This window comes from Flavobacterium sp., assembly GCF_035760125.1.
Lineage (GTDB): Bacteria > Bacteroidota > Bacteroidia > Flavobacteriales > Flavobacteriaceae > Flavobacterium.
Window position 1 is genome coordinate 1 of the sequence record NZ_DASTTN010000149.1, and the last position, 2,752, is coordinate 2,752.

Consider the following 2,752-nt stretch of genomic DNA (forward strand, 5'->3'; position numbering starts at 1 on the left):
AATAACGACAAACAGAATAACAGCTCAGAACTCCAATTTAAGCGTAAATCAAGACCCTAAATTTGAGCAATTGTTGAATGAAAAAAGAAAATCCAACACTAATTTATCCTATTCCGATCGCTATAAAATCCAAATTTTCAATGGAGCAAGCGAAGGTGCCAAAAAAACTTTAAATGAGTTTCGTCAAGAATTTAAAAACTTAGATGGAACTATTATTTTCAATACACCAAATTACAAAGTTTGGGTTGGTAATTTCAGAACCAGAATGGAAGCTGAACGAAATCTCGTCGATATTCAAAGGAAATATAAAAATGTGTTTTTAATAAAACCAAACAAATAAGATTTCTAACGAAAATAGCCCTTTAAAGGGCTATTTTTTTTAACAGTTTTTCAATTATCTCGACTCCAAATCTAGAAGCCACTTGAGATACAAATTCTTTAAAATTCACAACAGAATTATCATTTGCCTCATCTGAAATAGTACGAATTACTACATAAGGAATATTGTATTCAAAACAAACTTGTGCCACCGCAGCACCTTCCATCTCGACACATAAAACTTCAGGGAGTATCGCCAAAAGATTTCCTTTATCTTCATGACTTGCAAAAAATTGGTCTCCACTGGCAATTTGACCAACAACCACTTTGGGATTTAACACAGAAAAGATCTCACTTTGACTCGAAGAAAGTAAATGAACCAAACTTTCATCACTAAGCAATTCACCAATACTCTCTACTGCCTTATCCAACATTTCTTTTGGAGGACAAAGATTCGTTTTCCCTAGTAAAGGAATTTCAAACCTATCCATTATAGGACGGGCATCTAAATCATGCTGAATTAAACTACTAGCTATAACAATATCACCAATATTTAAATCTGGATTAATAGCGCCAGCAACTCCGGTAAAAAATAATTCCGTAATACCAAACTCAACAATTAAATGTGTAACAGTTGTTGCTGATGCCACTTTCCCCCAACGTGAAAAAACAACCACAACCTCAATATTATTTATCGTCCCTACATAATAGGTACGCATTCCCTTTACCACTTCCTGCTTGTTTTTAAGCAACCCCACTATACCTGTAATCTCTTCAGGCATTGCGCCCAAAATACCAATTCTTTTTTTTATCATTTAATTAATTTTGCTTGCATCAAATTAATATTTTCAAATTAAAAAAAACTTCACTTCTATTCTTTCGCAATTAATTGGATATAAACTCGTATTCAAGACCAATTTATTCCTACCGAATAAAAACAATCTAACAATGAATCTTTTAAATTAAACCGAAATATTTCTTATACATTCTTTTTTTATCTTCCGATGTGCGTTGTGTCCGCTTATATTCTTTTACCAATAAAGTATTCGGAGAAAGCAAATTAACCATATAACTATTGGTCAAAAAAACTGGAGAACCTGTAAATCTATCAATCAGCAAAGGCAACTTAGGCTCCGTTAAATCAGGAAATAAAAACATTACAGTTAAACCAAATTTTTCTCGAAGTTCCGAATAATCAAAAACATTTGACACTACTTCATCAATAAAGTAATACATTCCCATTATTTCAGTTTTGGCATACACCTTAACGGTTGAATAATGAAAGAGATTAATATAAATATTTTGACCATCATTAAACCCATAAAACCCGCTTTCGACTTTGCCAGTTATATTGTTTAAAAGGCAATACTTGTCTTTATATTTCGTGACAGTATAATTATCAAGAGTATTTGGACTACCATAAAACACATCCACATAGTTCAAATAGATTCCTTTATTATATATAGGAATTAAATCCTTCTCCATTTTCATACTTGGATCAAAAACAATTTTCAATTCGGCTTTCTTATTCCTGTTTTTATACTCAACAAAACAGGTATTAATTGCTTTAATCAACCTCTGTTCGTGTCCACTCGTAACATCAAAACTATTTTCGCTAATGGTAGAAGAAAAAGATCCCACTATATATTCAACACCTTCAATTTTTTCAATAAAATCAAAAACCACGGTTGCATAACCAGTTTCCAAATTATCGGTTGTATGTTCCGACACATAAAACTCATTTACCCTAATTGACAATCCTTTTTTTCCTTCTTCTTTTGGAAAACAAATTGTTAAATAATTTTGCAGTTCCTCAGTCAAGGGCTTTTCCAAAACAGCCAACACTTTTTTATTAAAAACAGACCTCTGAACAGTCCCTACATTGTCTTTTATTTGTCTTCCATCATATATTTTTTCAATATAAAAACCGCTCTCAATTTTCTTATTGGCACTATTTTCTAAAGAAATAAAATAGCGAGTCTCATTTTGAGCATTCGAAACAAAACAAAACAACATACTGAAAAACAAAAAAAATCGAATCATATACAAACTAATTTATGCTAAAATAAAAAAATCCCAACGAATTGGGATTTTAAATTATAGATCTAAGAAATCTTATTTCAATTTCTTTTTAATAGCCACTTCATGGTATGCTTCAATAACATCTCTTTCTTCGATATCATTGTATCCTTTTATTTGAATACCACAATCATATCCTTTAGCAACTTCTTTCACATCATCTTTGAAACGTTTCAATGCAAGTAGTTCACCCGTGAATACAACAACTCCATCTCTAATAACTCGAATCTTGGCATTTCTCAGAATTTTTCCGTCAATAACCATACATCCTGCGATAGAACCAACTTTAGAAATTTTGAATATTTCACGAATTTCAGCTGTACCTAGAACTTCTTCTTTCATCTCTGGAGCTAAC

General features: G+C 31.6%; 3 protein-coding genes and 1 pseudogene. 1 reads left to right on the forward strand and 3 read right to left on the reverse strand.

What is annotated here, in order from left to right; genetic code table 11:
• Nucleotide 1: 1 nt before the first annotated feature.
• The gene (locus VFS71_RS05830) at nucleotides 2-340 is read left to right on the forward strand and encodes an SPOR domain-containing protein (protein ID WP_326399927.1); all 339 of its coding nucleotides are present in this window, start codon (nucleotides 2-4) and stop codon (nucleotides 338-340) included.
• A 22-nt stretch (nucleotides 341-362) separates the two neighbouring features.
• Here VFS71_RS05830 and VFS71_RS05835 read toward each other — a convergent pair whose 3' ends face one another.
• The 3 genes and pseudogenes from VFS71_RS05835 to VFS71_RS05845 all read right to left on the reverse strand — a co-directional run.
• Entirely contained in the window at nucleotides 363-1,133 is a 771-nt protein-coding gene (locus VFS71_RS05835) for a 5'-methylthioadenosine/adenosylhomocysteine nucleosidase (protein ID WP_326399928.1), read from the reverse strand.
• A gap of 142 nt (nucleotides 1,134-1,275) precedes the next feature.
• Nucleotides 1,276-2,361 (reverse strand): hypothetical protein, encoded by a 1,086-nt coding sequence (locus VFS71_RS05840; protein ID WP_326399929.1) that lies wholly within the window; start codon nucleotides 2,359-2,361, stop codon nucleotides 1,276-1,278.
• A 72-nt stretch (nucleotides 2,362-2,433) separates the two neighbouring features.
• Nucleotides 2,434-2,752, reverse strand: a pseudogene (locus VFS71_RS05845) (translation initiation factor IF-2); the annotation flags it as partial.